Annotated in this window: 22 protein-coding genes; 10 read left to right on the forward strand and 12 right to left on the reverse strand. The window is 68.4% G+C overall.

All coding sequences use genetic code 11. The features are described from left to right. Window positions 1–16: 16 nt before the first annotated feature. The 11 genes from arsH to ACFQXB_RS09645 form a co-directional block, all read right to left on the reverse strand. Complete coding sequence (arsH, locus tag ACFQXB_RS09595; RefSeq protein ID WP_449301244.1) at window positions 17–730, reverse strand: arsenical resistance protein ArsH; 714 nt, start codon at window positions 728–730, stop codon at window positions 17–19. Between the two features lie 28 nt (window positions 731–758). After that, window positions 759–1,181, reverse strand: coding sequence for an arsenate reductase (glutaredoxin) (arsC, locus tag ACFQXB_RS09600; RefSeq protein WP_377402733.1), 423 nt, complete (start codon window positions 1,179–1,181; stop codon window positions 759–761). Then, window positions 1,178–2,197: an ACR3 family arsenite efflux transporter gene (gene arsB, locus ACFQXB_RS09605; protein ID WP_377402736.1), complete on the reverse strand. Its 1,020-nt coding sequence runs from the start codon at window positions 2,195–2,197 to the stop codon at window positions 1,178–1,180. Before arsB ends, arsC begins: the two co-directional genes overlap by 4 nt. Window positions 2,198–2,200: 3 nt before the next feature. Continuing rightward, window positions 2,201–2,548: an ArsR/SmtB family transcription factor gene (locus ACFQXB_RS09610; protein ID WP_377402739.1), complete on the reverse strand. Its 348-nt coding sequence runs from the start codon at window positions 2,546–2,548 to the stop codon at window positions 2,201–2,203. 342 nt (window positions 2,549–2,890) lie between these two features. Beyond that, window positions 2,891–3,646 (reverse strand): glucosamine-6-phosphate deaminase, encoded by a 756-nt coding sequence (nagB, locus tag ACFQXB_RS09615; RefSeq protein ID WP_377402742.1) that lies wholly within the window; start codon window positions 3,644–3,646, stop codon window positions 2,891–2,893. A 19-nt stretch (window positions 3,647–3,665) separates the two neighbouring features. Then, window positions 3,666–4,754: an ROK family protein gene (locus tag ACFQXB_RS09620; protein ID WP_377402745.1), complete on the reverse strand. Its 1,089-nt coding sequence runs from the start codon at window positions 4,752–4,754 to the stop codon at window positions 3,666–3,668. Next, complete coding sequence (locus ACFQXB_RS09625; protein ID WP_377402748.1) at window positions 4,754–5,794, reverse strand: ABC transporter ATP-binding protein; 1,041 nt, start codon at window positions 5,792–5,794, stop codon at window positions 4,754–4,756. The genes ACFQXB_RS09620 and ACFQXB_RS09625 overlap by 1 nt, the downstream gene beginning before the upstream one ends. Beyond that, window positions 5,794–7,311 (reverse strand): argininosuccinate lyase, encoded by a 1,518-nt coding sequence (gene argH / locus ACFQXB_RS09630; protein WP_377402751.1) that lies wholly within the window; start codon window positions 7,309–7,311, stop codon window positions 5,794–5,796. Before argH ends, ACFQXB_RS09625 begins: the two co-directional genes overlap by 1 nt. Before the next feature lie 2 nt (window positions 7,312–7,313). Then, entirely contained in the window at window positions 7,314–8,168 is an 855-nt protein-coding gene (locus ACFQXB_RS09635) for a carbohydrate ABC transporter permease (protein ID WP_377402754.1), read from the reverse strand. A gap of 1 nt (window position 8,169) precedes the next feature. Further along, complete coding sequence (locus ACFQXB_RS09640) at window positions 8,170–9,117, reverse strand: carbohydrate ABC transporter permease (protein ID WP_377402756.1); 948 nt, start codon at window positions 9,115–9,117, stop codon at window positions 8,170–8,172. Between the two features lie 16 nt (window positions 9,118–9,133). Continuing rightward, a complete protein-coding gene (locus tag ACFQXB_RS09645) occupies window positions 9,134–10,384 on the reverse strand; it encodes an extracellular solute-binding protein (RefSeq protein WP_377402759.1) in 1,251 nt (416 codons plus the stop codon). A gap of 207 nt (window positions 10,385–10,591) precedes the next feature. Here ACFQXB_RS09645 and ACFQXB_RS09650 point away from each other — a divergent pair, with 207 nt between their 5' ends. Genes ACFQXB_RS09650 through ACFQXB_RS09660 form a run of 3 tightly spaced genes read left to right on the forward strand, consistent with a single transcriptional unit; the run spans window position 10,592 to window position 15,059 of the window. After that, window positions 10,592–11,809, forward strand: coding sequence for an ROK family transcriptional regulator (locus ACFQXB_RS09650; RefSeq protein ID WP_377402762.1), 1,218 nt, complete (start codon window positions 10,592–10,594; stop codon window positions 11,807–11,809). A gap of 34 nt (window positions 11,810–11,843) precedes the next feature. Beyond that, window positions 11,844–14,162 carry a PIG-L family deacetylase gene (locus tag ACFQXB_RS09655; protein ID WP_377402765.1) on the forward strand — a complete coding sequence of 773 codons (2,319 nt, stop codon included), beginning with the start codon at window positions 11,844–11,846 and terminating at the stop codon, window positions 14,160–14,162. Between the two features lie 6 nt (window positions 14,163–14,168). Next, entirely contained in the window at window positions 14,169–15,059 is an 891-nt protein-coding gene (locus tag ACFQXB_RS09660; protein ID WP_377402768.1) for a DMT family transporter, read from the forward strand. Here the strand turns inward: ACFQXB_RS09660 and ACFQXB_RS09665 are convergent. Next, on the reverse strand, window positions 15,056–15,346 hold the full coding sequence (locus ACFQXB_RS09665; RefSeq protein ID WP_377402771.1) for a hypothetical protein: 291 nt from the start codon (window positions 15,344–15,346) through the stop codon (window positions 15,056–15,058). The genes ACFQXB_RS09660 and ACFQXB_RS09665 overlap by 4 nt on opposite strands. 523 nt (window positions 15,347–15,869) lie before the next feature. Between ACFQXB_RS09665 and fni the strand changes: the two genes are divergently transcribed. From fni to ACFQXB_RS09700, 7 genes are all read left to right on the forward strand, one after another. Next, on the forward strand, window positions 15,870–16,901 hold the full coding sequence (fni, locus tag ACFQXB_RS09670; protein WP_377402774.1) for a type 2 isopentenyl-diphosphate Delta-isomerase: 1,032 nt from the start codon (window positions 15,870–15,872) through the stop codon (window positions 16,899–16,901). Between the two features lie 68 nt (window positions 16,902–16,969). After that, window positions 16,970–17,827 (forward strand): fatty acid desaturase, encoded by an 858-nt coding sequence (locus tag ACFQXB_RS09675; protein WP_377402778.1) that lies wholly within the window; start codon window positions 16,970–16,972, stop codon window positions 17,825–17,827. Then, the gene (locus ACFQXB_RS09680) at window positions 17,824–18,351 is read left to right on the forward strand and encodes a sterol desaturase family protein (protein WP_377402781.1); all 528 of its coding nucleotides are present in this window, start codon (window positions 17,824–17,826) and stop codon (window positions 18,349–18,351) included. The genes ACFQXB_RS09675 and ACFQXB_RS09680 overlap by 4 nt, the downstream gene beginning before the upstream one ends. A 5-nt stretch (window positions 18,352–18,356) precedes the next feature. After that, window positions 18,357–19,568 (forward strand): glycosyltransferase, encoded by a 1,212-nt coding sequence (locus tag ACFQXB_RS09685; RefSeq protein ID WP_377402784.1) that lies wholly within the window; start codon window positions 18,357–18,359, stop codon window positions 19,566–19,568. Beyond that, entirely contained in the window at window positions 19,565–20,737 is a 1,173-nt protein-coding gene (gene crtY, locus ACFQXB_RS09690; protein ID WP_377402787.1) for a lycopene beta-cyclase CrtY, read from the forward strand. The genes ACFQXB_RS09685 and crtY overlap by 4 nt, the downstream gene beginning before the upstream one ends. After that, window positions 20,734–22,221 carry a phytoene desaturase gene (locus ACFQXB_RS09695; RefSeq protein ID WP_377402790.1) on the forward strand — a complete coding sequence of 496 codons (1,488 nt, stop codon included), beginning with the start codon at window positions 20,734–20,736 and terminating at the stop codon, window positions 22,219–22,221. The genes crtY and ACFQXB_RS09695 overlap by 4 nt, the downstream gene beginning before the upstream one ends. After that, complete coding sequence (locus ACFQXB_RS09700; protein ID WP_377402793.1) at window positions 22,218–23,126, forward strand: phytoene/squalene synthase family protein; 909 nt, start codon at window positions 22,218–22,220, stop codon at window positions 23,124–23,126. Before ACFQXB_RS09695 ends, ACFQXB_RS09700 begins: the two co-directional genes overlap by 4 nt. The last annotated feature ends 138 nt before the right edge of the window (window positions 23,127–23,264 follow it).

Raw genomic sequence — 23,264 nt, forward strand, 5'->3', positions numbered from 1 at the left:
TTTGCGCGGAGTGGTCTTACAGCGCGCGCTGGTTGACCCGCGCCGACAGCGCAGCCGCATCTTCCTTCCGCTCGGAATAGCGATCCACGAGGTAGTCGCCCAGATCGCGCGTCAGCAGCGTGAACTTCACCAGTTCCTCCATCACATCGACGATCCGGTCATAATAAGGCGAAGGCTTCATGCGCCCCGCCTCGTCGAACTCCAGAAAGGCCTTCGGAACCGAGGACTGGTTGGGGATGGTCAGCATCCGCATCCAGCGGCCCAGGATCCGCATCTGGTTGACGGCATTGAAGCTTTGCGATCCGCCGGACACCTGCATCACCGCCAGCGTCTTTCCCTGGGTCGGTCGTTTCGCCCCGTCGCTCAGCGGGATCCAGTCGATCTGCGTCTTCATGAGGCCGGTCATGGCGCCGTGTCGTTCCGGGCTGGACCAGACCATGCCCTCGCACCAGTTGACCAGATCGCGCAGGGCGCGCACCCGGGGGTGATCGGCATCCGCGCCCGCGTCATCGACCAGCGGCAGGCCAGAGGGATTGAAGAACCTGACCTCGGCACCAAGCCGCGTGAGGATCCGCGCGGCTTCCTCGCCGCTCAGCCGGCTGAAGGACCGGGGCCGCAGCGATCCGTAAAGGATCAGGATCCGGGGCGGATCCGCGCGGCCCGGCCCGGGCATCAGGCGCGCACGGTCGATGGGGCGGAAGCAGGCCTCGTCCAACTGTGGCGTGGTCAGGTCGGCAAGCGGATCCGTCAGGGCCGGGTCAGACACGGCGGTTGCCCTCGGCGTCGATGATCAATTGCCCGTCCTCGCGCGCCAGGGGCCCCGGGGGAAGCCGGTCCAGAAGGTCCAGAACCTGTTCGGAAGGCCGGCAGAGGCGCACCCCCCTGGGCGTGCAGACGATCGGACGGTTGACGAGGATCGGATGCGCTACCATGGCGCTCAGCAGGGCGTCGTCACTGATGTCGGGCGCGGTCAGCCCCATCTCCTCGGCGGGGGTCCGCGAGACGCGCAGGGCCTCGCGGGGCGTCAGGCCGGCTGCGGCGAACAGCCCCAGCAATTGTGGCCGCGTCCAGCCTTCGTGCAGATAGTCGATCACCACCGGCGCGGCATCCGCCGCGTTCAGGATGGCCAGCACATTACGCGATGTGCCGCAATCGGGGTTGTGATAGATGACAGCAGTCATGCGGGAAACCTTTCACGGGTACGGTTGGCAAACCAGACAAGCGACAGCATTACCGGCACCTCGACCAGCACCCCGACCACGGTCACCAGCGCCGCGCCCGAATTCAGGCCGAACAGCCCGATGGCCACAGCCACCGCCAGTTCGAAGAAGTTCGACGTGCCGATCAGCGCGCAGGGCGCGGCCACATCATGCGGCACCTTCCAGCGCCAGGCCCAGGCATAGGCCAGCGCGAACATGCCATAGGACTGGATCAGGATCGGCGTTGCCAGAAGCACGATCAGGAACGGGTTGTCCAGAATGACATTGCCCTGAAATCCGAACAGCAACACGACCGTCAGCAGCAGGCCGAGGATCGAGGCCGGCTTGATCCGCGCGGTAAAATCCGCAACAGCGGCCGTGCCTCCCTGCCGCAACAGCCGCGCCCGGGTCAGCGCCCCCGCCACAAGCGGCAGCACCACATAGAGCACGACCGACAGCACCAGCGTATCCCAGGGCACCACCAGATCCGTCACCCCCAGCAGCAGCGCCACGATCGGCGCGAAGGCGAACACCATGATCACGTCGTTCAGCGACACCTGCACAAGCGTGTAGTTCGGATCGCCCCGCGTCAGCTGCGACCAGACGAAGACCATCGCCGTGCAGGGCGCCGCCCCCAGCAGGATCAGCCCGGCGATATACTGGCCCGCATCCTCGGGATCGATCAGATCCGCAAAGACCAGCCGGAAGAACAGAACGCCAAGCGCCGCCATCGTGAACGGCTTGATCAGCCAGTTCACCACCAGCGTGATCACCAACCCCTTTGGCCGCGCGCCGACATCCCTTAGCGCGGAAAAATCCACCGCGACCATCATGGGATAGACCATCGCCCAGATCAGCACCGCGACGATCAGGTTGACCGAGGCGAATTCGAGCCCCGCCAGCGCCGTGAAGACCCCGGGCAGCAGCGTTGCCAGCCCGATCCCCGCGACGATGCACAGCGCGACCCATAGCGAAAGATAGCGTTCAAAAAGCGACATGGTTCATCTTTCAGAGGATGGCGGGGTGATGCAGCAGCCGTCCGGCTCTGTCGCGCCCGCTGCTGCAAGGTCCTGGATCAGCGCGCCCAGCGGCCCGAAGGCCGCCGGTGCAAGGGAATAGCAGACGCGTGGCGGATCGATCTGCCCCTCGATCACCCCGGCGGCCTTGAGGATCCGGAGATGCTCGGAGACGGTGGATTGCGCCAGGCCCACTGCCTCGACGATGTCGCCGCCGATGCAGCCGGGGGTGCGCGCCAGCAATCGCAGGATCCGCAGCCGGGCAGGATGCCCCAGCGCCTTGGCCATGGCCGCGATCCGCGCATCTTCATCGTCGTGGAAGGCCAGCGTCATCGTTCCGTCCAATCGTCTATCGTCGTTTATCGATATACCGGCACTCCCTGCCGGTCAAGAGGCCGCACCACCGAGGGCGCGGGCGGCCGCTGATGCCTCAGATCCCGCTTCTGCTGAAGGGCCCGGCGGCCGGGGCAGCCCGTGGCGACTGCCCGGCACCCTAAGCCAACCCGTCCGGCACCGCGGCGCATCAACGGGCCCGAGCGGATGCCAAAGGCGCTTTCGCTGCCAGGGAGCCGCCGCGCCGCGAGAGGCCCTCACCGCTGCCGCGGTCCCTGCAGATCCCGGCGCTCCGCCGAGCCCTGATGGAAAGCATGCAGTCAGCCACAGCCCGGGCGGGCCTCAGCCCGGACGCGCCACCCGCGCCGCGGCCTCGGCGTCGCACAGAACGGTGACACGGGGATGCAGCCGCAGCGCGGATGCGGGGCAGGCCGGGCCGACCGGCCCATCGATCATCGCCGCGACCGCCTCGGCCTTGGCGGGTCCGCAGGCCAGCAGCACGATCTCCCGCGCCTCGAGGATCGTGCCGATTCCCATGGTGATCGCCCGTTCGGGCACTGTGCCGCCCGGAAAATCGCCCGCATTCGCCGCCCGGGTCGAGGCCGCCAGCGGCACCATCCGCGTGCGGCTGTCGAAGGGCGAACCCGGTTCATTGAAGCCGATATGGCCGTTCTGCCCGATACCGAGAAGCTGAAGATCGATCCCGCCCGCCGCCTTGATCCGTGCCTCATAATCGCGCCCGGCGGCAACGGGATCGGCGGCAAGCCCGTCCGGAACATGCGTCCGGGCCAGATCCACATCCGAGCCCGCAAACAGATGCCGGTTCATGTAGCTGCGGTATGATCCGGGATGATCGGGCGAGAGGCCCGCATATTCGTCCAGGTTGAACGTGCTGATCCCCGCAAGGCTCAGCCGCCCGTCGCGCACCGCCTCGGACAGCAGCGCATAGACCCGCAGCGGCGTGCGGCCGGTGGCCAGGCCCAGCACGCGCGCCGCGCCCTGCCGGATCCGTGCTTCCAGCAGCGCCGCCGCCTGCCGCGCGACGTCTTCCTGGCTTGCCAGCACCTGCAGACGGGGTTGAAAAAGCAACTCGGACATCGGGTTTCCTAGGACGGGATCAGGACGGCTGATACTGCCGCGCCAACGCAAGACGGGCCGACCAGACGGCGCCAATCACCCCGGCGCGGTTTCCCAGCGCGCTGATCCGGCAGTCGGGCGCAGGGGCCATGCAGCGGAGCAGATGGCCGCGCAAGGCTGCCAGAAGTTCCGGCCGCGATCCGATGCTGCCTCCCAGCACGATCATCTCGGGGTCGATCACCGCGCTGACGGACAGGATGGCCAATGCCAGAAGCCGCGCCAGATCATCAAGCGTTTCGGCGAAGGCCGCATCATGAGGCGCAGCGAAGGCCTCGCGCAGGGTGCGGCCGGCCGCCCCGCCCCGCCGCTCGTAGGCGGCCAGCAGCGCCTTGCTGGACACCACGCTTTCCAGCGCGCCGGTTGCATGGGTCGCCGGATCGAAGGCATCGCCGCCGATGGGAAGGGCACTGATTTCGCCAGCCGCGCCCCGGGCGCCGCGCAACAGCCGGTCATGCACCATGATGCCCATGCCGATGCCGGTGCCAAGGGCAATGAAGACCATCGTTGCGGCGCCATGCCCCAGCCAGTGTTCGCCCTGCGCGGCAAGGTTCACATCGTTTTCCACCACCACCGGCAGGTTCAGCCGGTCTGACAGCAGGCGCGGCAGATCCAGCGCCTCGATGCCGCGGATATTCGGAATGCGGCTGAGCGCAGCCGTCTGCGGATGCACCGCCGCCGGCATGCCGATCGCAGCAGCGCCGATCCGCGCCGCGTCGATGCCCGCGCGACCGGCGAGCATCCTGCGATGCGTCGCGATCTGGTCGATGACGGCATGACCGCCATCGGGGGCAGTGGGCTCCTTGATCTCGGCCATCACCCGGCCCGAAAGATCGGCGATGACGGATTGGGTCTTGGTTCCGCCCACGTCGCAGCCGAACAGCAGTGCCGCCCCGGGGTCAAGCTGTCCGGATCCCGGCACCACCCAGCCCGCCGCCGCAAGTGCGTCGCGCGCCGGGCCTGCGGCCACGCTGCCGCCGCGGTCGCGCAACAGCCGGGCGAGGGCGTCACGCGCCTCGGGCGGCAGGCCGCCGCTGGCCGGCCGCGTCGTCTGAACCTGCCTGTTGCTCATCACCGGCGCCCGATCGCCTTTTCGGTGCGGGCATCGAAGGTATAGAGCTTGCCCGCCGCGGCACGGGCCGAAACGGTTTCGCCGATTGCAGGGATCAGATGGGCAGGGGCGGTTCCGATCGCGGACTGGCCCTGCATGTCGAAATGCACCAGCGTTTCCGGGCCAAGCGGCTCGACTGCGGTGACAAGGCCCTCGGCCTCGAAGCCAACCGCGGCGGGCGCGGACGCCCCGACCACAAGGTCGTGCGGGCGGATGCCGATCCGGAGAGGCCCGTCGGCCGCAGCGGTCAGGCGGCCGCCGCTTTCAGCCCCGGCAATCAGGTTCATCGACGGGCTGCCGATGAACCGGGCGGTGAAGATGTCGGCGGGGTTTTCATAGATGTCCATCGGCGTGCCGGCCTGAAGGATATGCCCGTCCTTCATCACCACGATCCGGTCGGCCATGGTCATCGCCTCGACCTGGTCATGGGTGACATAGGCGATGGTCGTACCAAGACGGCGGTGCAGGCGCTTGATCTCGATCCTCATCTGCGCCCGAAGCTGGGCATCAAGGTTCGACAACGGCTCGTCAAACAGGAAGGCGGCAGGGCTGCGCACCATGGCGCGCCCCATCGCGACCCGCTGCCGCTGCCCGCCCGAAAGCGCCGAGGGCCGGCGGTCCAGCAGCGCCTCAAGCCCCAGCATCTGCGCGGCCTCGGTCACGCGCGCCTCCTTTTCCGCCTTGCCCAGCGACGAGGTGTAAAGCCCGAAGGCGATGTTCTGGCGCACGGTCATGTGCGGATAGATGGCGTAGTTCTGGAACACCATCGCGATGTTGCGCTGCTTGGGGTCGATATCGTTGACCACCCGGTCGCCAATGCGGATTTCCCCGCCCGAGACCTCTTCCAGCCCCGCGATCATGCGCAGCGTCGTGGATTTTCCGCAGCCCGACGGGCCGACGAAGACCACGAATTCCCCGTCGGCAATGTCCAGGTTGATCCCATGGATCACATCGGTCTTGCCATAGGATTTGACCAGGTTCGCAAGTGTGATCGTCGCCATCAGGCCGCCCCCACCAAAGCTTGAAAACAGGTGTCGAGGTCGCGTGCGGCCTCTTCTTCGCGCTGCGCCTCGGCGCGCGCCCGCGCGGCAAAGCCGTCATGGGCGGCGCGATACTGGGCCAGCGCCTCGGCCATCGGCTCGGGGGCGGGACCACCGAAGCGGTCGCGCACCGAGACGAAATACCCGGGCGAGACGATCTCGCGGAACGTCTGCTCGCTCAGCCCCGTCTCGTTGCCGGTGGCTTCGGCAAAGGCGGCGCGGAAGGGCGCATAGCCGCCGGTTTCAAGGTCGCTTCCCGCCGCCACGACGGCCCGGGCCACATCGGCCGCGATCTCATGCGCCTGACGGAACGACAGGCCTTCGCGCCGCACCAGCGTATCGGCAAGTTCGGTGATCGTGATGCAGGACCGGCGGATGTTCGTGGCCACCCGCTCCGGATCGACGCGCACCGCCCCGATGAAGCTGGCCATCAGGTCCAGCACCCGGCCGGCGCAGTCGAAGGCCTCGTAGCCCGCCCCCTGGCTTTCGCCTTCGCTGTCATTCATGTCGGTAAAGGGCGTGTTGTGCATGATATCCAGCATCACCCGCGCCCGCGCCATGGTCTGGCTGGACAGGTGCCGCATATGTTCGATCGGGACCGGATTGCGTTTCTGCGGCATGATCGAGGAGATCTGGACAAGCGCGTTCGGCACATAAAGCTGGCCCACCTCGAAGGCGGTCCAGAACTGGAAGTCCTGGATCAGCCGCCCCAGATGCAGGAACATGAGCTCCAGCGCCGAATAGCTGGCGGTGGTGTAATCCACCGCGGCGATGCAGCTGTAGGAATTGCGCTGCGGGGCCGCAAAGCCCAGAAGCTGCGCCACCCGCGCCCTGTCGATCGGAAAGCCCGAGGTGGTGATTGCCGCAGCCCCCATCGACGACAGGTTGACGATCCCGCGCGCGGCCTCGATCCGCTCCATGTCGCGGATCAGGATCTCGATCGCCGCCGAAAGGTAATGGCCCAGCGTCGTCGGCTGCGCCGGCTGGCCGTGGGTATAGGCCACGATCAGCGTCGCCTTTTCCCGATCCGCGGTGTCGATCAGCGCCGCCAGAAGCGCGCGGCATTTCTCCAGCAGCCCATCCAGCCGTTCCTTCAGCGACAGCTTGAACAGCGTATGGTCGATGTCGTTGCGCGACCGCGCCGTGTGCAGCCGGCCGCCCTCATCCGGGCCAAGGCGCTGCTTGAGCTCTTTCTCGACCAGGAAGAAGAAATCCTCGACCTCGCCGGTATAGACCAGGGTCGCGGGATCGACCTCGCGCGAAATATCGGCGAGGGCGCGGGCGATCCGGGCCGCCACGGGGCGCGGCAGGATCCCGGTCTCGGCCAGCATCACCAGATGCGCCCGGTCGATGCGCCCGAAGCCCGCGGCATGGTGGGTCTTGGCGCCGTCGAACAGGGGCCGCAGCACGGTCTCCTTGTAGACCGGATCGGGAAAGCGGCTGGTGTCGGAACGGCGCGGATCGGTGTGGTCAGCCATGGTCATCCTTTCAGGCCTGCCAGCATCACGCCGCGCACGATGTAGCGTTGCAGCGCAAGAAAGACGACAAGCGTGGGTATCGTGGCAAGCGAGGCGCCGGTCATGATCATCTCCCACTGAATCGACTGTTCGACGGCAAAGCTCGAAAGGCCGATGGGCAGGGTGTAAAGATCCTGACTGGTGGTAACGATCAGCGGCCAGAAGAATGCGGTCCAGTTGCCAAGGAAGGTGAAGATCGCGAGTGCCGAGAGCGCGGGCGTGACCAGCGGCATTGCCACCCGCCACCAGATCGCGAATTCGTTCAGCCCGTCGATGCGCGCCGCTTCAAGAAAGTCGTCGGGGATGGTCTCGAAGAACTGCTTCATCAGGAAGGCGCCGAAGGCCGTCATCATGCCCGGGAACATGATCCCCCAGTAGGTGTCGAGCCAGCCGAACTCGGCCGACATCAGATACCACGGGATCACCAGCATTTCCGTCGGGATCATCAGGGTGGACAGGATCGCAATGAAGATGAACTGCCGGCCCCGGAACCGGAACTTGGCCAGTGTGTAGCCGACAAGGCTGTCGAAAAAGAGGTTCGAGACCGTCACCGCGATGGCCACGATGGTCGAGTTGAAGAACCAGCGCAGGAAGCGCCCGTCCGACAGGACACGTTCGTAATTGGCCAGCGTCGGGTTCGCCGGGATCAGCCGCAGGTCATAGACCTGGCCGGCCGTCTTGAGCGAGGTGGAGAACATGAACAGCAGCGGCGTGATCATGATGACCCCGCCGATGAACAGGATCGTCCAGATCACGATCCGGCCGGGGCGGATGCGCGGCATGGCAAGGGCGGGCGCGGTTGCGGTGGTATCGGCCATCTCAGCGCTCCCTCAGGACCCAGAGCTGCAGCAGCGAGACACAGAGCAGGATGGTGAACAGCACCACCGTCTGCGCGGCCGCATAGCCCATCTGGTAGGATGAAAAGGCCGTCTGGTAGATCATCAGAACCAGCGGCTTGGTGGAATTGAGCGGCCCGCCCGGGTCGTTCGTGGTCATGTTGTAGACCTGATCGAAGATCCGCAGGAACCCGATCGAGGAAAAGACCACCAGAAAGACCGTCGTGGGCTTGAGCAGCGGCAGCGTGATGCGCCGCAGGATCGCCCATTCGCCCAGCCCGTCGATCCGCGCGGCCTCGTAAAAGGTGCTGGGGATCGCCCGCAGCCCGGCCATGAAGATGATGATCTGGAACCCGAGCCCCGCCCAGATCGCCGTGACCATGATCGAGGGCAGCGCCCAGGTGGTCGAGTTCAGGAAGGCCAGCTGCGCTATGCCGAAGCGGCCCAGCATGTCGTTGATCACCCCGATCGGCGCCGGCTGGTAGAACCAGCGCCAGACCCAGGCCATTGCGGCCGCCGTGGTCACGAAGGGCAGGAAGTAGAGCGCCCGGATCAGGGTATGCCCGAAATGGATCCGGTCAAGAAACCAGGCGATGGTGAAGGCCAGCACCAGGCTGATCGGCGTGCCAAGGATCAGGTAGGTGAAGGTGTTGCGGAACACCTGCCAGAAAACCGGATCGCCGGCCATCCGGACATAGTTGTCGATCCCGATGAAGCGCGGGTCCGACAGCAGGTCCCAGTCGGTCAGCGACAGGCGAAAGGCCTGGAAGGTGGGGTAGAACCGGATCACGCCATAAAACAGCACCGGAATGGCCAGGAAGGACCAGACCCAGATCAGCTTGCGCCGCTGCATGGTCCAGCCCCGTCCGGGCCGGCGTTCGGGGGCAGCCGGGCGCCCCTCGGGCGCCCCCTTGCGGAATGTGGCGGACATGGTTCTGCCCCCTCGCTTACCGGGCGCGGTCCAGCATGGCCTGTTCGGCCTGTGCGGCGGCGGCGATCGAATCCGCCGGCGACTGGCCCTGCATCAGGATCCGATTCGCCATGTCGATCGTGTTCTGCCGCTGGGCCGCCTCGTCCACGAAGATCGTGGTATGGGCATATTCAAGCCCACGCAGGAAGGGGCCAAAGACCGGGTCCTGCAGGTTTTCCTCGGTCAGGGCTGCGCTGCGCCGGGCCGGAAGCTCGCCCACCACGTCAAGCCAGATGGCCATCGCCTCTTCCGACGAGATGAACTGCAGGAACTTCTGCGCCGCCTCGAGCTTCTCGCCGCTGGCGCCCGAACCGATGCCATTGGCAAAATAGCTGGCATAGTTCGACCGCATGCCCTCGGCATTGGCCGGAAGCTCGGTCACGCCCCATTCGAAATCCTCGATCGTGCGGAACGAGCCAAGGCGGAAGGTGCCGTCGATCGTCATCCCGGCGCGCCCGGCCCGGAACGCCGCCTGCCCTTCGTCCATGAAGCCGCGCACGCCGACTTTCTCGACCAGTTGCAGGTCGGTATAGAACTTCAGCGCCTCGATCCCGGCGTCGGAAGTATAGGTGACCTGGCTGTAATCCTCGGTATAGGGCTCGCCGCCGAACTGGCGCACCAGGACCTCGCGCCACCAATGGTGATCCTGCCCGCCCATGTCCAGCGTCATGCCGACCGTGGTCAGGTTGCCGCCCGCATCCGTCTGGGCAATGGCCTTGGCCGCGGTGACCATTTCCTCCAGCGTCGTGGGCGGGGCTTCGGGATCAAGGCCGGCCTGTTCGAACAGGTTCTTGTTGTAGAACAGCGCAAGCGACCGCACCGCGGTGGGAAGGCCATAGTAATCGCCATTGCGTTTCATCGCGGTGACGATCGGGAAGAACTCGGCCTCGATCTCGTCATGGGGGAAGGCATCGGCCGAAAGCGGCTGCAGCACGCGGCCATTCACGAACTGGTCGGTCCAGCCATAGAACAGCTGCAGCACATCCGGCCCCCGCCGCGCCATGGTCGCGGCAACCACCCGCGTCTGGTAATCGGCATAGGGGAAGGTCACCTGCTTGACGGTGATGTCCGGGTTCTGATCCTGGAACGCGGCGATCAGCTGGTCCATCGCGGCGACGCGGGTGTCGAAGACATATTGCCAGTATTCGATCTCGACCGCGCTGGCCGCTGTCACCGAAAACGAGCTGACGCCGGCCATGAGTCCGGCCACAAGCATTGCTTTACGCATATTTACCTCCGTTGACCTGACCTTTGCCGGCCAGCTTGTTTCTGCCACGCTCCCGTCACCCTCCACGCAGGGGCGCGGCGGCCGCGCCTGACGCAACCACAGCAAGATTTCCCGCGAATTCGGCATGAGTCAATAAAATAATTCACTTGAGTTATTCTAGGCAGGCAGCCACACTGATCGCCGGCGAAACCGGGGACAGGACGCGGAATGGCAGGGGCACTGCAGGACGGACGTTTGATCGCGCTTGGCAAGAACCCCGGGCGCAGCCGGTCCCATAACCGCCGGGTGATTCTGGATCTGGTGCGCAGCCGGGGGCAGTTGGGGCGCAAGGAGCTGGCCGATCTGACCCAGCTGACCACGCAGGCCGTTGCGAACATCATCGAGGAACTGCTGTCGGAAAACCTTCTGGTCGATCTGGGCCGCCGCCGTTCAGGCCGAGGCCAGCCGCCGATCCAGTTCGCGATAAACCCGGATGGCGCGATCACCATCGGCTTCGAGGTGGCCGTGTCACGGCTGGTGACCACCGTGCTCGACCTTGGCGGCAACATCCGTGAGGCGCGTTCGGTCGAGGTGAGTGACCCCTCGCCCCAGGTGCTGATCCCGCGCCTGGCCCGGGAGGTCGCGGCGATCCGCGACCGCTTCCGCACCACCCTGACCGGTGTCGGTGTGGTGATGCCCGGCCCGTTCGAAATCGAGGGCCTTTCGGGTGTCGGCCCCACCACCCTGCCCGGCTGGGCCGGAGTTGACGTGGCGGCGCAGCTGGGGGCGCTGATCAACGTCCCGGTCGTGATCGAAAACGATGCCAATGCCGCAGCCGTCGGGGAAACGCTGTTTGGCGCCGGTCAGCAACTCTCCAGTTTCTGCGTGATCTATTTCGGCGCGGGCCTTGGCCTTGGGATCATCCAGGAAAACCTGCCGCTGCGCGGCGCCTTTGGCAATGCCGGCGAAATCGGCCACGTGGTGGTGGTGCCCGGCGGGCGGGCCTGCGCCTGCGGGCAGGCGGGCTGTCTTGAACGCTATGCCTCGCTGCATGCGCTGCACGAACGACTGGGCCGCATCACCGATTTCGACGATCTGGACCGGATGCAGGCCAGCGACGACCCTGATCTTGCCGCCTGGCTGGACGAGGCCGCGGTGCATCTGTCGCCGATGATCGTGATGCTGGAGAACATCCTCGATCCGGAAACCGTCATTCTGGACGGCGCGCTTCCCGACGCGATCATCGATGCACTGATCGAGCGGCTGTCGCTCGGCACCTCGGTCGCGAACCGCCGCAACCGCGCCACACCGCGGGTGATCCGCGGGCGCACCGGCCAGATGACAGCGGCCCTTGGCGCCGCCGCCCTGCCGTTTTCCGACGCGCTGACGCCGCGGCTTGATACCAGCCGTGGCCCCACCGCCGAGCCCACCCCGGAACCCGCATAGACAGTCGAACCGAGCCGACGCCCAGGAGGATCCCATGACCGATCGTGACCGCATCGCCCGCCAGATGGAGGACCCGGCCCTGCTGCGCCTGCACCGGGCGCTGTCGCGTCTGGAATCGGTCGTGACGGTGATGAATACCGGCGCCCACCCCGATGATGAACAGAACGGGCTTCTGGCTTTCCTGCGGCTTGGGCTGGGGATGCGGGTGGTCGTCGCCTGCTCGACCCGGGGCGAGGGCGGGCAGAACATCCTTGGCCCCGAACGCGGCGCGGCGCTCGGCGTCCTGCGCACCCGAGAGATGGAGGCCGCCGCCGCCCGGATCGACGCGGATGTGGTCTGGCTGGGCTTTGGCCCCGGCGATCCGGTGCATGACTTCGGCTTTTCCAAGACGGGTGAAGGCACGCTTGCCCGCTGGGGCGAGGAGCGGCTGCTGGAACGCCTTGTGCGCGCCTATCGCAGCGAATGCCCCGATATCGTGATCCCGACCTTTCTGGACGTGCCGGGCCAGCACGGCCATCACCGCGCCATGACCCGCGCGGCGCGGCAGGCGATTGCGCTGGCGGCCGATCCTGCGGCCTTTCCCGATCATCTGGCCGAAGGCCTGCAGCCCTGGCAGGTGGCCAAGTTCTACCTGCCCGCATGGTCGGGGGGCGGGGCGACCTATGATGATGAGCTGCCCCCGCCAAAGGCGACGCTGCGGGTTCAGGCCGCCGGGCGCGACCCGGCGACCGGGGCGGCCTGGGATCACATCGGGGAATGGTCGCGCTATTACCACGCCTCGCAGGCGATGGGGCAGTGGCGCGATGTGCCGCGCGACGGCTGGGACCTGCATCTGGAGGGCGGCGCGCCGGAAGCCGCGATCACCGAAGACCTGCCCGCGAGCCTTGGCGATCTAGCGGCACTGCCGGGCGCGCCGCCCGCGCTTTCGGTGGCGGCGGATGCGATCGGGGCGGCCATCGCGGCCTTTCCGGCAGCCGACCGCATCCTGCCCGCCCTGCTGCAGGCCGACCGCGCCCTGCAAGAAGCCGAAGCCGACAGCGCATATCCCCATCGCCACCGCGTGACCCGCAAACGCATCGAGGTTCAGGCGGCGCTGTTCGAGGCGGCGGGCGTCACGATCCGCGCCTGGCCCGAACCTGCGCTGCTGCCCGCGGGCGGGCAGGGGCGGATCGGATGGCATGTCGCGGGCGACCGGCCCGTGACGCTGCGCGCCGTCCTGCCGGATGGCGTCACCGGCGGCGAGGCAGGCCCCACCGGCCTGACCGTCACGGCCGCACCCGATGCGCCCTTTTCGCAACCCTTCAGGCCCGGATGGGAGGCGAGGGGCGGCAATCACGGCACCTTCCTTTCGGCCGAGATGGTGCTGGAGGACCGGACGATCCGCCGCCGCGTCGATCTGGATGAGCCGTTGCAGATCGTCCCCGCCCGGACGCTGCAGGTCGAGCCCGACGCCTTTGTCCTGCGCCTGGCCGACCCGCCGGCGGCGCTCGATCTCCGGTTCCGGGGGCCGGTGCCGGACCTGAGCCTGCCGCCGGGCGTGACGCTCGATGGCACACGCCTGCATCTGACGGGGCCGATTGCGCCCGGGCTGCACGATCTTGCGCCCCGGCTGGACGGGCGGCCCGCGATGCGGATGACGACCGCCGCCTATCCGCATGTCGGGCGGCTCGCCTATCTGGAACCGGCGGCGTTGCGCCTGCTGGCGCTGGATCTTGCGCTGCCCGATGCGCGGATCGGCTATGTCGGCGGCGGGGGTGATCGCGTGGGGCTGTGGCTGGGGCGGATGGGGCTGGATGTCACGGTGCTGGACGATCTGGCGGCGGATGCGGATCTGTCGCGGTTCGACACCATCGTCATCGGCATCGTGGCCTTCGGCACCCGGCCCGACCTGGCTGCGGCGGTTCCGGCCCTGCATCGCTTCGTGCAGGACGGGGGCCATCTGGTCACGCTTTACCAGCGCCCCGATCAGGGCTGGACCGAAGGCGTCCCGCCCCGGCCGCTGACCATCGGCACCCCCTCGCTGCGCTGGCGCGTGACCGACCCCGCCGCACCCGTCACGGTGCTTGCGCCGGACCATCCGCTGCTGTCCGGCCCCAACCGCATCGGCCCCGAGGACTGGGCCGGCTGGGACAAGGAACGCGGCATCTACTTTGCCGCCCGCTGGGATGCGGCCTATCAGCCACTTCTTGCCATGAGCGATGCAGGCGAAGCCCCGTTGCAGGGGGCGCTGGTATCGGGGGCCATCGGCGCGGGGCGCCATACCCATACCAGCCTTGTGCTGCATCATCAGCTTGACCGGTTGGTGCCCGGCGCCTTCCGCCTTCTGGCGAACCTCGTGCAGCCGGCATGGTAGGCGGTGATGGCAGACAGCCAGGCCGGTCCTGAGGAGACGCCCTCGCTCGCGGGGGTGCCCTGGCTTCTGGCCGACATGCTGCTGGTCACGGGCATGACCGTTCTGGTCAAGATCCAGGGGGCCAGCTATCCGGCCGTGCAGATGGTCTTCATCCGCGCGCTGATCGGGCTTGTGGCGATCCTGCCGCTGATCTGGCAGCGCCGGCGCGATTTCCTTGGCATGCGCCAGCCCTTGCGCAATGCCGGCCGTGTGTGCTGCAACGCGGTCGCGCTCACGATGAACTTTGTCGCGGTTGCCGCGCTGCCGCTGGCGCTGGTGAATGCGATCGGCTTTACCCGGCCGCTGGTCTCGATGGGGCTTGCCGCGCTGCTGCTGAGCGAACGGATCAGCCGAACGCGCTGGCTGGGCGGGGTGATCGCCTTCTTCGGCGTGCTTGTCCTGATCTCGCCGGGCGATCTGGTGCTGAACGCGGGACTTTTCGCGGCCTTTGCCTCGGTCTTCTTCGGCTCGATGGCGGCGGTCCAGACCCGGGCCTTGCGCGGCGAAAGCACGACGGTGATGATGGTCTTCTATACCGTGGGCCTTGTGGTGCTGACGCTTGGCCCCGCGCTCTGGCTCTGGCAGCCGGTGCGCCCGGCCGACTGGGTGCCGCTGCTGGCCATCGGGATCCTGGCGCAGATCGCGCAATACTGTTTCCTGAGCGCCTATCGCCGAACCGAGGCCAGCCGTCTTGCGCCCTTCTCCTACCTGTCGATCCTGCTGGCGCTGGGGGCGGGCTGGGCCTTTTTCGGCGAACGCCCGCATGCCGGCATGCTGATCGGCGGCGCGATCATCATTGGCGCGCTGCACATGATCTGGCGCAGCGAACGCCGCCGACCGGGACGAGGCCGCCCCTAGCGCACCGGCCGCGGCAGCCCGAGCGCGAGAGCCGGAAGCGCAATGATCCGCCGCAGCCGCGGATGATCCGTCACGCCGAAAGACAGCACGCCGCGACAGATCTTCGGCAGGGATCTGTCCGCGCAATCGTCTTGATGACAAGGACATTCCTGCCGATGAGCGGAGATCATCCCCGAGTGCACCACAGCTCCGGACCGGGCCGGATCGACCAGCCCGATCACCGCCGGAAAGACGATCGGCACCGAAAGGATGACGAGCGCCGTTGCATGAAGAACAGGGGCCGGCATCAGGAACAACCCGAGGATCTGAGGCACGCCGGACAGGGCCGCAGCCCCAGCCCACCACGAAAAGCCAGGACCTCAGCGGCGCCTGCATGATCGCCGGGAAAGACCGACACCCCTGCCCCGATCAGGATCCTCTCGTTCGCGACGCTCTTGCGCCGCGCCTCGGCCAGACGGTCGTGCTCCAGGCCTGCGACCCGCGGAGCAACGCGGCCAGGCAGGTGCCGGCAGCGGCCGCCCCGGACGCGCGCACCCACCGGACGCGCCTCGGCCGATGACGTCGATGAACAGAAACGGTGACCACCGCAACCAGATCGGGCACCACCCGGCGTGATCACGCAGCCCCGGCTGCGCTGCGGCATTCTGATGCAACCGTGCCGCGACTCAGGGTCCGGGCCATCCTTCACAGGACTTCCTGCCGGAAGGGCATGGAAAAACCCCACCATCCCGCTAGAACAGGGATGTGCCACAGGACGGGCCCTTGCAAGCCCGCCCGAACCGGACAATCCGGGGCAGAACGGGGGACGGCATGGGCGACATCGGCAAGCGCAAATCCGAACATCTCGCAATCGTGGCCGAGGGACGCGGCGCGCAGGGGCGGATAGCCACCGGCTTTGACGGGGTGCGCTTCCTGCACAACGCCCTGCCCGAACTGGACCATGACGCGATCGACATGCGCAGCCACTTCTGCGGGCGGACGCTTGCGGCACCGATCCTCGTCTCGGCGATGACCGGCGGCCCGGCCGAGGCCGAGGCGATCAACACCCGCATCGCCCGGGCCTGTCAGGCGCTTGGCCTGGCGCTTTCGGTCGGTTCGCAGCGCATCGCGCTGCAGGCGGGGGGCAATGGCGGGCTGGGGCGTGGCCTGCGCGCGCTTGCGCCGGACGTGCCGATCCTGGGCAATCTGGGGGCGGTGCAGCTTGCCCATGGGCTTGGCCCCGACGATGCGCTGCGCGCGGTCGAGATGATCGAGGCCGACGCGCTGATGCTGCATCTCAACCCTCTTCAGGAGGCGATCCAGGAGGGCGGAGACCGCAATTTCTCCGGCCTTCTGGCGCGGATCGAGGCGCTGGCCCGCCGCCTGCCGGTGCCCCTCGGCGTCAAGGAGGTGGGGGCCGGGCTGTCGGCGCCGGTCGCGCGCGCGCTGATGGATGCGGGCGTGGTGATCCTTGATGTGGCGGGCGTGGGGGGCACCAGCTGGGCGCGGGTCGAGGCGGAACGCGGCACGCCCCGCACGCGCCGCATCGCCGCCCCCTTCCACGACTGGGGCATCCCCACCGCCGATTGCCTGCGCCAGATCGCACCGCATCTGCGCGAGGGCTGCAGCCTCATCGGCTCGGGCGGGGTGCGGCACGGGCTGGATGTCGCGCGCGCGATCCGGCTGGGGGCCGATCTTGCCGGGCAGGCCGCGGGCGCCCTGCCCGCCGCCCGCGACAGCACCGAGGCCCTGACCGAACATCTCTCGGACATCATGGCGCAGCTGCGCATCGCCATGTTCTGCACCGGATCACGCAATCTTGCGGCATTGCGCGCCGCCCCGCTGCATCCTGCGGTGGACTAGCGATGGACAGCCCCCCTGCAAGACCACAGGATCAGGACAGACCCGAACCGCAACCGGCAAGGCAAGCGATGACGCGACACCATCCCACATCCGGCGTCCCCGCCCCAGCAGCAGGGACCGCGCCGCCCGGCCCCCTCGGCCACGCCGCCCGTCCGGCCCCGCCCGCCGCCGCGCAACCCGGCAAGGCCGCGCCGCGCCTGCCCGAGCGCAGCACCATCAGCCTGCTTCTGGCCGGGGCGATCGTCGCCGCCTGGCTTGCGCTGCATGTTCATGCGCTGTGGTTTCTGGACGCGCCCCGCCAGCCGCTGCTGGCCCTGGCCGAGGTCGCGGGCCTCACCTGGCTTTCGGTGGGGCTGTTCATCATCGCCCATGATGCGATGCATGGCGCGGTGGTGCGGGGATCGGCGCGCGCGAACACGGTGGTCGGTCAGTTGGCGCTGGCGCTTTACGCGGGCTTTTCCTGGCGCAAGCTGATCGTCAAGCACATGGCCCATCACCGCCACGCCGGCACCGATCACGACCCCGATTTCGCCCATGGCGGGCCGGTGCGCTGGTATCTGGACTTCCTGCGCACCTATTTCGGCCTGCGCGAAGCGCTGGTGCTGGGGCTGGCGGTGGGCGCCTATGCGCTGGTGCTGGGGCCGCGCTGGCCCTATGTCGCCTTCTGGGTCCTCCCCTCGATCCTCGCCTCGATCCAGCTGTTCGTCTTCGGCACCTGGCTGCCGCACCGCCCGGGCACCGCCCCCTTCCCCGACCGGCACAATGCCCGCTCTTCCCGGATGGGGCGGGCGGTGTCGCTGCTGACCTGCTACCACTTCGGGGGCTTTCACCACGAACACCACCTTCACCCATCGGTGCCCTGGTGGCAGCTGCCGGCCACCCGCCCTGCCTCCGGCGCACCCCCAGCGCAAGGGACCGACGCATGACCATCCTGGGCCCGATCCTGATCGTCCTTCTGACCGTCGCCGCGATGGAACTGATCGCCTATGCCACCCACCGCTGGATCATGCATGGGCCGATCGGCTGGGGCTGGCACAAATCGCATCACGAAGACCATGACCACCTGTTCGAGAAGAACGACCTTTACGGCCTCGTTTTTTCGGTCCTCGCCTTCCTGCTGTTTCTGGCCGGCGGGCTCTGGTGGCCCACGCTCTGGTGGGTCGCCCTGGGGATGAGCGTCTATGGCCTGATCTATTTCGTGCTCCATGACGGGCTGGTGCACCAGCGCTGGCCGTTCCGCTATGTGCCCCGGCGCGGCTATTTCCGCAGGCTCTATCAGGCGCACCGGCTGCATCACGCGGTCGAGGGGCGCGACGATTGCGTGAGCTTCGGCTTCATCTACGCCCCCCCGGTGGACAGGCTGAAGGCGCGGCTGCGCGCCTCGGGGGTGCTGAACCGGCGTCAGTCGCAGCATCGCGATGCCTGGGCCCCCGACCGCGACGACAGGTAGCGCCGATGGCCCGGATCGCCTTCTGCCTGCCCGCGCTGCCCAGCCATGCCGCCGTTCACGGCGCGCTGGCGCGGGTGCTGATGCAGCGCGGCCATCGCTGCCATTTCGTCGGCGGCACCGGGCTGGCCCCGCTTGCGGCCCGCGAAGGGGTGATCTTCACCGCGCTTGGCTTTCGCGATCCCGACCTGCGCGGCGCGGGGCTGGCGCGCACGCTCTGGGCGACGGCGCAGGCCACGCGCGGTTTCGTCGATCACGGCCCCGCGGTTCTGGCACGGCTCGCCCCCGATCTGGTGATCGCCGATCAGGCCGAACCGGGGGCGAGCCTTGCCGCCGAGGCCGCGGGCCTGCGCCGCGCCACCCTTGCCTCGGCCCTGCCGATGGACCGGGAGGACACGATCCCGCCGCCTTTCCTTGACTGGCCCTGGCAGGAGGGCCCGGCGGCGGAACGGCGCAACCGCGGCGGCTGGCGCGTGGCCGACCTGCTGATGACCCTGCAACGGCGGGCGCTGGCCCGGGGCTGCCGCCGCCATGGCCTGCCCGTCCGCACCGGGATGGGCGACTGGATCTCCCCCCTGCTGGATCTGCGGCAACTGCCCCGGGCGCTGGATTTCCCGCATGACTGGCCGGCCTCGGCGATCTCGGTCGGGCCGCTGCGCGACCCCGATCGGGGCAGCTTCACCCCGCCCGACCCCGGGCGGCCGCTGGTCTTTGCCTCGCTCGGAACCCTTGCCGGGCGGCGGCGCGGGCTGTTGCAGGCGATCTGCGCGGCGGCCAGCGATCTTGATGTGACGCTGCTTCTGGCCCATGCCGGCACCCTCGATGCGGCCACGGCCGCCGCGCTTCCGGGCCGGCCGGTCCTGCGCGATCTGTTCCCGCAGCGCGCGGTGCTGGCCCGGGCCGATGCCTGCATCACCCATGCCGGGCTGAACACGGTGCTGGATTGCGCCGCGGCGCAGGTGCCCATGGTGGCGATCCCGCTGGCCTTCGAACAACCCGCGACCGCGGCGCGGCTGGCCCATCACGGCGCCGCCCGCGTGCTGCCGCACCGCAGGGCCAGCGCCAATGCGATCCGCGCCGCCCTGACCGAGGTTCTGACCAACCCCGCCTTCCGCGCGGCCCTTGCCCCGGCGCGGGCCGAAATCGCCGCCGCGGGCGGGGCCAGCCGCGCCGCGGATCTGGTCGAGGCCACGCTGTCCCGCCCGGGTCTTGCCGCATGACCAGCGATCTTCTTCTTGCCGGGGCGGGCCTGGCCAACAGCCTGATCGCGCTTGCGGTGGCCGAGGCCCGCCCCTCGGCCCGCATCCTGCTGCTGGACCGCGCCCCCGGCCCCTCGGATCTGCACACCTGGTCGCACCACCTCACCGATCTGAGCGCCGACTGGCTGCGCCGCCTCGCCCCCGCCCGGCGCGCGACATGGCCCGATCAGGAGGTCCGCTTTCCCGATCACGCCCGCCGCCTGCGCGCGGGCTATGCGGCGCTTGATGGCACAGGACTGGCGCGGCTGCTGTGCGACAGGGGGATCGAGATCCGCTGGAACGCCCGGATCACCGCGCTGGATGCCACCGGCGCCACGCTGGCCGATGGCACAAGGCTTGGCGCCGCCTGCGTCGTGGATGGCCGGGGCGGCCGCCCTTCTCCGCATCTGGTCACCGGCTTTCAGAAGTTCCTCGGGCTGGAACTGGAAACCCCTGCCCCGCATGGCATTGCGCGGCCCTGCATCATGGATGCGACGGTCAGCCAGCAGGATGGCTACCGCTTCATCTACCTTCTGCCGTTCTCCGCAACGCGGCTGCTGATCGAGGATACCCGCTACAGCGACGGCCCCGATCTGGACGAAGCCGCCCTTGTCGCCGAGGTGCTGCGCTATGCCGATGCGAAGGGCTGGCAGGGCGCGCGGGAAATCCGGCGCGAACGGGGCATCCTGCCCATCGCGCTGGCCCATGACGCCCGCGCCTTCTGGGCCGATCACGCGACGGGCGCCGTGCCGGTGGGGCTGCGGGCGGGTCTGTTTCACCCGGTCACCGGCTATTCCCTGCCCGTCGCTGCCGATGTGGCCGATGTGGTGGCCGATGTCGCGGCCCGCGCGCCAGCCCTGACCACCGACACCCTGCGCCGCGCGGTGCAGGCCCATGCCATCGCCCGCGCCGACCGCGACCGCTTTCTGCGGCTTCTCAGCCGGATGATGTTCCGCGGCTGCGCCCCCGATCAGCGCCGCCGCCTCCTCTCCCGCTTCTACCGCCTTCCCGAAGGTCTGATCGAACGCTTCTATGCCGGCCGCCTGACATGGCCCGACCGCCTGCGCATCGTCACCGGCAAACCGCCGATCCCGATCCGCACCGCGCTGGCCTGCCTTCCCGAATCCCCGCTGCTCCAGGAGAAATCATGACCCCGCGCACCGCCATCGTCATCGGCGCAGGCTTCGGCGGTCTCGCCCTTGCCATCCGCCTGCAATCCGAAGGCATCGCCACCACCCTGCTGGAGGCGCGCGACAAGCCCGGCGGCCGCGCCTATGTCTGGCAGGATCAGGGCCATGTCTTCGATGCCGGCCCCACCGTCATCACCGATCCCGAGGCCCTGCGCGAGCTTTGGGCGCTCAGCGGTCAGGACATGGCCCGCGATGTCACCCTGATGCCAGTCTCGCCCTTCTACCGCCTGCTCTGGCCCGACGGGAAGAAGTTCGATTATGTCAACGATGCCGATGCATTGGAGCGGGAGATCATGGCCTTCAGCCCCTCCGACCTGGAGGGCTATCGCCGCTTTCATGATTACGCGGAGGAGGTGTATCAGGAAGGCTACCTGAAACTCGGCACCGTGCCCTTCCTCAAGCTGGGCCAGATGATGCGGGCCGCGCCCGCCCTTGTGCGGCTGGAGGCCTATCGCTCCGTCCACAGCATCGTCGCCAGGTTCATCAAGGACCCGCATCTGCGGCAGGCGTTTTCCTTCCACACGCTGCTGGTGGGCGGCAATCCCTTTTCCACCAGTTCGATCTACGCGCTGATCCATGCGCTGGAACGGCGCGGCGGTGTCTGGTTCGCCAAGGGCGGCACCAATGCGCTGGTCTCCGGCATGGTCGCGCTGTTCGAACGGCTGGGCGGCACGCTGCACCTTGACACCCGCGTCGCGCGTATCGAGACGGAGGGCGCCCGCGCCACCGGCGTCACCCTGTCCGACGGGCGCAAGATGCAGGCCGACATGGTCGCCAGCAACGGCGACGTGATGCACAACTACCGCGACCTGCTGGGCCATACCGGTCGGGGGCGGATGAAGGCGGCGCTGCTGGGGAAACAGCGGTGGTCGATGTCGCTGTTCGTGCTGCATTTCGGCCTGTCGAAGATGCCGGAAGGGCTGGCGCACCACACCATCCTGTTCGGCCCCCGCTATCGCGAACTGGTCACGGAAATCTTCGGCGGCCCCAAGCTGCCGGAGGATTTCTCGCTCTACCTCCATTCCCCCTGCGTAACCGATCCCGGCCTTGCGCCGCCGGGGATGTCCACGCATTACGTGCTGGCCCCGGTGCCGCATCTGGGCCGCGCGGATATCGACTGGGCGGCGGAAGGGCCGCGCCTGGCCGACCGCATCTTCCAGAGCCTGGAGGAACGCCTCATCCCCGATCTGCGCAAGAACCTGACGGTGCAGCGCATCTTCTCCCCCACCGATTTCGCCACCGAACTGGGCGCCCATCACGGCAGTGCGTTCTCGATCGAACCGATCCTGCGCCAATCGGCGTGGTTCCGCCCCCATAACCGCGACCGCAGCATCCGCAACTTCTACATCGTGGGTGCCGGCACCCATCCCGGCGCCGGCATCCCCGGCGTCGTGGGCTCTGCCAAGGCGACGGCGGGGGTAATGATCGCGGATGCCCGGGCATGAGCGAGCTTCTGGCCACGTCGGAAGCCGCCATCGCACAAGGCTCGCAAAGCTTCGCCGCCGCCGCCCGGCTGATGCCGGCGGCGATCCGCGCGGATACGGTGATGCTTTATGCCTGGTGCCGCCACGCCGATGACGTGATCGACGGGCAGGACCTGGGCAGCACGCCCCGCGCCCCCTACGACCCCGTGGCCCGCCTTGCCGCGCTCCGCGCCGAAACGCTGGCTGCCCTGACCACCGACACAGCCGTCGCGCCGCCCTTCGCGGCGCTGCGGCAGGTGGCCCGCCGCCACGATTTCCCCGAAAGCTGGCCGCTTGACCTGATCGAGGGCTTTGCCATGGATGTGGAGGGGCGGCATTACCGCACCCTGAACGACACGCTGGACTATTCCTATCACGTCGCGGGGGTGGTCGGGGTGATGATGGCGCGGGTGATGGGGGTGCGCGATCCGGCCATGCTCGACCGCGCCTGCGATCTTGGCCTCGCATTCCAGCTGACCAATATCGCCCGCGACGTGATGGATGATGCCCGGATCGGGCGCATCTACCTGCCGCAGGACTGGCTCGATGCGGCGGGCGCCACCGTCAGCGGTGACATCCCCTCGCCCGCGCTTCATTCGGTGATCCTGCGGCTTCTGGACCGGGCCGAGCCCTATTACGCCTCGGCCCGCGCCGGTCTGCCCGCCCTGCCCGCCCGCTGCGGCTGGTCGATCGCGGCGGCGGCGCGGATCTATCGCGCCATCGGCAGCCGTATCCGCAGCGGCGGGCCGGACGCCTATCGCCAGCGCATCGCCACAACGCGCGGGGCAAAGCTGGCGCTCGCGGCCCGGGCCCTGGGCGATCTGGCCGCGGCCCGCACCGCGCCGCCACCCCCCCGCACCGGCCTCTGGACCCGGCCGGGGCGTTGAGCTTCGCCGCGGTGCCCGGATGGCCGTGCCTGTTCCGGGTTCCGCTGCTGGCCCGGCGGCGGGCCTGCGGCGCCGATGGGTCGGTGGCCTGGCCTGCGCCGCGGCACCGGTGACAGGCACCGGACGGCCCGGCGGCCG

The organism is Halodurantibacterium daqingense (genome assembly GCF_042666235.1).
Lineage (GTDB): Bacteria > Pseudomonadota > Alphaproteobacteria > Rhodobacterales > Rhodobacteraceae > Halodurantibacterium > Halodurantibacterium daqingensis.